This window comes from Ornithinibacter sp. (genome assembly GCF_035443565.1).
Lineage (GTDB): Bacteria > Actinomycetota > Actinomycetes > Actinomycetales > Dermatophilaceae > Fodinibacter.
Genome location: NZ_DAORSO010000128.1, coordinates 1 through 6,419 on the forward strand (window position 1 = coordinate 1; position 6,419 = coordinate 6,419).

Below are 6,419 nucleotides of genomic sequence, written 5' to 3' on the forward strand. Positions count from 1 at the left end.
AATTGCTGCGTGCCATCCGAACTTCTGCGTGGCCGGCCAAGCGATGGGCCGGAACCGGCTCGGTCAGACGAGGTCGACCACGCGCACCGTCTCGGCGCCGATCGCGGCCTCGACGGAGGTGACGACGTCGGCGGGGATCTCGTTGTCGAGGATCAGGGCGACCAGGGCCTTGCCGGTCACGTCGTCGCGGGAGACCTGCATGCCGGCGATGTTGACGTTGGCGTCGCCCAGGATCCTGCCGACGGCGCCGATGACGCCCGGCCGGTCGACGTAGGAGAAGAACGCCATGTGCACGCTGAGCGGGATCTCGAGGTCGTAGCCGTTGATGCCGGTGAGCTTCTGCACCATCTTCGGGCCGGTGAGCGTGCCCGAGACCGAGAGGGTCGAGCCGTCGGCCATCGTGCCGCTGAGGGTCGTGACGTTGCGGAAGTCCTCGGAGACCTCCTCGGTCAGCAGGCGCGACTCGCAGCCGAACTCCTTGGCGATGAGCGGGGCGTTGACGTAGGTGACCGGGTCCTCGGTGATGTCGGTGAACAGACCCTTGAGCGCTGCGAGCTGCCAGATCGACACGTCGTGGCTCGTGATCTCGCCACGGGCCTCGACGTCGAGCTGCACCGGCACGGCACCCGCGAACCCGGTGAACACGCGGCCCAGCTTCTCGACGAGGTCGATGCCGGGGCGCACCTCCTCGGCGACCGCGCCACCGGAGACGTTCACGGCATCCGGCACGAGGTCGCCGCCGAGGGCGAGGCGCACCGACTTGGCCACGGCGACACCGGCCTTCTCCTGGGCCTCCTCGGTCGAGGCGCCGAGGTGCGGGGTGACGACGACCGACTCGTGGGCGAACAGGGGGCTGTCGGTGCAGGGCTCGGTGGCGAAGACGTCGAGGCCGGCGCCGGCGACCCGACCCTCGGCGATGGCGTCGGCGAGTGCCTGCTCGTCGAGCACTCCCCCGCGGGCCGCGTTGATGATGCGCACGCTGGGCTTGACCTTGGTCAGCGCCTCGGTGCCGATGAGGCCGATGGTCTCGGGGGTCTTCGGCAGGTGGATCGTGATGAAGTCGCTCTCGGCGAGCAGCTCGTCGAGGGTGACCAGGCGGGCGCCCAGCTGTCCGGCGCGCTGCACGGAGACGTAGGGGTCGTACGCGAGGACCTCGACGCCGAAGCCCTTGAGCCGCTCGGCGACCAGCTGGCCGATGCGGCCGAAGCCGACGATGCCGACCTTCTTCTCGAGCAGCTCGACACCGCCGTACTTGCTGCGCTTCCACGCCCCGTTCTTCAGGGCTTCGTTGGCCGGTGCGATGTTGCGCGCGCAGGCGAGCAGCAGGCCGACGGCGAGCTCGGCAGCGGAGGTGATGTTGGAGGTCGGGGCGTTCACGACCATGACGCCGGCCTTCGTGGCGGCGGGCACGTCGACGTTGTCCAGACCCACGCCGGCGCGCGCGACGACCTTCAGGTTCTTGGCTGCTGCCAGGGCCTCGGCGTCGATCTTGGTGGCCGAGCGGATCAGCACCGCGTCGACGTCGGCGATGGCCGGGAGCAGGGCCGATCGGTCGGCTCCGTCGACGTGGCGCACCTCGAAGTCGGGGCCGAGTGCGTCGAGGGTGGCCGGGGACAGTTCTTCGGCGATGAGGACGACGGGCTTGCTCACGAAAGGAATCCTGCCTTCGGTGCTGCTGCGGTCGGTCATCCGCTGGAGATGCGGGATGCCGTGGCCCGGACGGGCCGCGCGCCTCACCGGTGCTCGGCGAGGCGCTCCGGCACGCCGCTGGGCCGGGAGTTCCATGATACGGGCAGCCCAGCATGTGGACTCCACTGACCACTCTGTGACACGGGACGCATGCCGCCACCACGGCATCCAGCGCGGGGTCGAGGTGTTACCGCCCGCAAAACCGCGCACCCACGATTCGACTGATCCTTCGACTCAGCCCCCGGCGGAGTCCGCAGGTGCCCGCTCGAGTCGGCGCGACACGACGACGATCGCCACCACCACGGCGACCGCCGCGAGGGCCCACCACCACGCCAGGTCGCCGAACCACGCGTCGAGCACCGTGAACCCGACGGTCGTGTACACGGTGGCCCAGAGCAGGGCGCCCACGGTGACTGCCGGCAGGAAGCGTCGCTGCGGCATCCGGAGCATGCCAGCCGACGCGTTGATCGCCGTCTGCACCCCGACGGTGAGGAAGCCCAGCGCCACGGCCGGGGCCCCGAAGCGCCGGACCCACCCCTCGGCCCGGCGGACGATGGGGCGCTCCAGGTGGTCGGCGAAGCGCGACCGACCACCCCCGGCGCGCACCCCACGGCCGACCCAGTAGGTCGCGTTCCCGCGGGTGAAGGCACCGAGCCAGAGCACCCCGAAGACCAGCCACACCGGCCAGCCCTCCACCCACGACTCCACCCCCAGATCGTAGACATGGCCGCGTGGGGCCCTGCCCGCGGGCGCGAACGAGAGAGCGCAACACGCCGGCCGCGACGAATCGCACCCGGCGTGTTGCGCTCACTCGACTGCCGCGGCGGGCAGGCGCGAGCCGGGGTCAGCGGGCGGCGGAACCCTCGACGTAGTCCTGGTCGCGGTCGGAGTCGACCCACGCCATGAGCTTGCGCAGCTCGCGGCCGGTGGCCTCGATCGGGTGAGCGGCACCCTTGGCGCGCAGCTCGGCGAACTCGGGCCCACCGGCATCCTGGTCGTCGATGAAGCGCTTCGCGAAGGCGCCGTTGCGGATGTCCGCGAGCACCGCCTGCATGTTCTCCTTCACCGACGGGTCGATGACGCGCGGGCCGGAGACGTAGTCGCCGTACTCAGCGGTGTCGGAGACCGACCAGCGCTGCTTGGCGATGCCGCCCTCGATCATCAGGTCGACGATGAGCTTGAGCTCGTGCAGGCACTCGAAGTAGGCGACCTCGGGCTGGTAGCCGGCCTCGACGAGGGTCTCGAACCCGTACATCACGAGCTGCGACGCGCCGCCGCAGAGCACGGCCTGCTCACCGAACAGGTCGGTCTCGCACTCCTCGGTGAAGGTCGTCTTGATGCCGCCGGCGCGCAGACCACCGATGGCCTTGGCGTAGGACTTCGCGAGGTCCCAGGCGTGGCCGGAGGCGTCCTGCTCGACCGCGAGCAGCACGGGCACACCGCGGCCGTCGACGAACTCGCGGCGCACGAGGTGGCCGGGGCCCTTGGGGGCGACCATGAGCACGTCGGAACCAGCCTCGGGGGTGATGTAGCCGAAGCGGATGTTGAAGCCGTGGCCGAACAGCAGCGCGGCACCCTCGGCGAGGTTGGGCTGGATCTCGTTCGCGTAGACGGTGCGCTGCACCTGGTCGGGCGTCAGGATGACGACGAGGTCGGCCTCGGCGACGGCCTCGGCCACGCTGAGCACCCGCAGGCCCTCGGCCTCGGCCTTGGCGCGGGACTTCGAGCCCTCGGCGAGCCCGACGCGCACGTCGACCCCGGAGTCGCGCAGGTTCAGCGCGTGGGCGTGGCCCTGGCTGCCGTACCCGATGACCGCGACCTTGCGGCCCTGGATGATCGCCAGGTCGGCGTCGTCGTCGTAGAACATCTCGGCCATCGTCTCGGCCTCTCCTCGTGGTGGTGGTGACTGTGGGTGGAAGTTCGGGTGGAACTGTATGCCGTGCCCCGGGTGGGGTGCGGCGTGGTCTCAGGCGGTGCGCAGGCTCCGGTCGGTGATGGATCGCGGGCCGCGACCGATCGCGACGATCCCGGACTGCACGAGCTCCTTGACGCCGTAGGGCTCGAGGACGTCGAGCAGGGCGCGCAGCTTGTCGGTGGTGCCCGTGGCCTCGATGGTGAGCGACTCGGTGGCGACGTCGACGACCTTGGCCCGGAACATCTGCACCATCTCGAGCACCTGGCTGCGGGTGGCGGCGTCGGCACGCACCTTGATGAGCATGACCTGGCGCTGGACGGCCGACGTCGGCTCGAGCTCGACGACCTTGAGCACCTCGACGAGCTTGTTGAGCTGCTTGGTCACCTGCTCGAGCGGGAGGTCCTCGACGTCGACGACGACGGTCATCCGCGAGACGTCGGGGTACTCGGTCTCACCGACGGCGAGGGAGTCGATGTTGAAGCCCCGACGGGAGAACAGCGCGGCGATGCGGGCGAGCACGCCGGGCTTGTTCTCGACGAGGACGGACAGGGTGTGCTTCGACATGACAGTCACCGCTTTCAGTTCCGGGGGGAGCCCGAGGGGACTCCGTCGTGATCGGCATCGAGGTCCTGCTCGAGCGCCTCGGACTCCTCGCGGTCCCACTGCGGCGCGGTGTCGCGGGCGACCTGGATGAGGTCGTTGCTCACCCCGGCTGCGACCATCGGCCAGACCATCGCGTCGCGGTGGACGACGAAGTCGACGATGACCGGGCGGTCGTTGACGGCCATGGCGGCACGGATGGTGTCGTCGACGTCCTCGGGGCGCTCGCACCGGAACCCGGCGCAGCCGTAGGCGTCGGCGAGCTTGACGAAGTCAGGCACCCGCGAGCCCACCGAGGTGTGCAGGTCGGTGTTGGAGTAACGCTCGTTGTAGAACAGGGTCTGCCACTGGCGCACCATGCCGAGCGAGCTGTTGTTGATGACGGCGACCTTGATCGGGATGTTGTTGATGACGCAGGTCGCGAGCTCCTGGTTCGTCATCTGGAAGCAGCCGTCGCCGTCGATGGCCCACACGGTGCGGTCGGGCTCACCGACCTGGGCGCCCATCGCGGCCGGGACGGCGTAGCCCATGGTCCCGAGGCCACCGGAGTTCAGCCAGGCGTTGGGGCGTTCGTACTGCACGAACTGGGCCGCCCACATCTGGTGCTGGCCGACGCCGGCGACGTACACGGCCTCCGGGCCGACGATGGCGCTGAGCCGCTCGATGACGTACTGCGGTGCCAGAGAAGCCTCCTCGGGCTCGGTGTAGCCGACGGGGAAGGACTCCTTCCAGCCTGCGACCCGCTCGCGCCACTCGCTGTAGTCGCCGCCACGGCCCGCGTCGATGTCGGAGTCGACGGCCTCGGTGAGGTCGGTGATCACCGCCTTGCAGTCGCCGACGATCGGGACGTCGGCCCGCCGGTTCTTGCCGATCTCGGCAGGGTCGATGTCGGCGTGGATGACCTTCGCGAACGGCGCGAAGGTCGACAGCTGGCCGGTGACGCGGTCGTCGAACCGGGCGCCGAGGGCGATGATGAGGTCGGACTTCTGGAGGCCGGTGACGGCCGAGACCGACCCGTGCATCCCCGGCATCCCGAGGTGGAGCGGGTGGCTGTCGGGCAGGGCCCCACGCGCCATCAGGGTGGTCACGACGGGGATCTTGCTCAGCTCGACGAAGCGGCGCAGTTCCTCGCTGGCCTCGGCGCGGATGACGCCGCCGCCCACGTAGAGGATGGGACGCTCGGCCGCGGCGATGAGGCGGGCGGCCTCACGGATCTGCTTGCCGTGGGGGCGGGTCACCGGGCGGTAGCCGGGCAGGTCGATGCGCGGAGGCCACGAGAAGGTGGTGCGGGCCTGGAGCGCGTCCTTGGAGATGTCGACGAGCACCGGGCCGGGGCGGCCGGTGGAGGCGATGTGGAAGGCCTCGGCGATGATCCGCGGGATCTCGTCGGCATTGGTCACCAGGTAGTTGTGCTTGGTGATCGGCATCGTGATGCCGCGGATGTCGGCCTCCTGGAAGGCGTCGGTGCCGATGGCGGCCGAGTTGACCTGGCCGGTGATCGCCACGATCGGCACGGAGTCCATGTGCGCATCGGCGAGCGGGGTCACGAGGTTGGTGGCCCCGGGGCCGGACGTGGCCATGCAGACCCCGACCCGCCCGGTGGCGGCGGCATAGCCCTCGGCGGCGTGGCCGGCGCCCTGCTCGTGCCGAACGAGGATGTGCCGCACCTTGACCGAGTCCAGGAGCGGGTCGTACGCCGGCAGGATCGCCCCACCGGGGATGCCGAAGACGGTGTCGACGTCCATCGCCTCGAGGGAGAGCACGAGGCTCTGCGCGCCGGTCACCTCGATCGGGGTCCGGGCGCGGGCCTGCTGCGCGACCTGCGCCGGGCTCGGGCTGCCGGGGCCACCGGAGCCCCCGGAACCGCTCGGGGTCGCGGCCGCGCTCTTGGCCATCGGGACAACCGGGTTCGCCGGCCTCGTTTCGCTCACTGCCGTTCACCGCTCTCTGGGGTTTGCCGCTTGCTCGCGGCCGTCGTCCGTGCACAAAAAAACCCTCCAGTCCCACGGGGGACGACGGAGGGAGCGCGTCTGCCTGATCGGTCAGACGCGCCGTGAAAGTACGAGGACTCGGGCCACCCCTGAACTGTCCCCCGCCGGGGTGGTCGTGTCAACCGGCGAGACGGCCGATCCCACGATCCGGGAAGGTGACGTGCCTCACCTGCCGTGGGTGAGCGTCGTGGATGCCGGGGCGCCGCAGCCGCGCCCTCCGCTAG

Annotated in this window: 5 protein-coding genes; all 5 read right to left on the reverse strand. The window is 70.4% G+C overall.

Annotated elements, in window-relative coordinates; all coding sequences use genetic code 11:
• Positions 1-63 precede the first annotated feature (63 nt).
• Positions 64-1,650: a phosphoglycerate dehydrogenase gene (serA, locus tag PLL68_RS11475; RefSeq protein WP_324534207.1), complete on the reverse strand. Its 1,587-nt coding sequence runs from the start codon at positions 1,648-1,650 to the stop codon at positions 64-66.
• A 273-nt stretch (positions 1,651-1,923) separates the two neighbouring features.
• The gene (locus PLL68_RS11480; protein ID WP_324534209.1) at positions 1,924-2,397 is read right to left on the reverse strand and encodes a DedA family protein; all 474 of its coding nucleotides are present in this window, start codon (positions 2,395-2,397) and stop codon (positions 1,924-1,926) included.
• Positions 2,398-2,533: 136 nt separating this feature from the next.
• Positions 2,534-3,565: a ketol-acid reductoisomerase gene (gene ilvC, locus PLL68_RS11485; protein WP_159900291.1), complete on the reverse strand. Its 1,032-nt coding sequence runs from the start codon at positions 3,563-3,565 to the stop codon at positions 2,534-2,536.
• Positions 3,566-3,655: 90 nt separating this feature from the next.
• Positions 3,656-4,168, reverse strand: coding sequence for an acetolactate synthase small subunit (gene ilvN / locus PLL68_RS11490; RefSeq protein WP_159900293.1), 513 nt, complete (start codon positions 4,166-4,168; stop codon positions 3,656-3,658).
• A 14-nt stretch (positions 4,169-4,182) separates the two neighbouring features.
• The gene (locus PLL68_RS11495; RefSeq protein WP_159900295.1) at positions 4,183-6,099 is read right to left on the reverse strand and encodes an acetolactate synthase large subunit; all 1,917 of its coding nucleotides are present in this window, start codon (positions 6,097-6,099) and stop codon (positions 4,183-4,185) included.
• Positions 6,100-6,419 lie beyond the last annotated feature (320 nt).

Coding starts and splice junctions, on each gene's coding strand:
- ilvC (WP_159900291.1), bottom strand. CDS start 3,565: ATGGCCGAGATGTTCTACGACGACGACGCCGACCTGGCGATCATCCAG.
- ilvN (WP_159900293.1), bottom strand. CDS start 4,168: ATGTCGAAGCACACCCTGTCCGTCCTCGTCGAGAACAAGCCCGGCGTG.
- PLL68_RS11495 (WP_159900295.1), bottom strand. CDS start 6,099: ATGGCCAAGAGCGCGGCCGCGACCCCGAGCGGTTCCGGGGGCTCCGGT.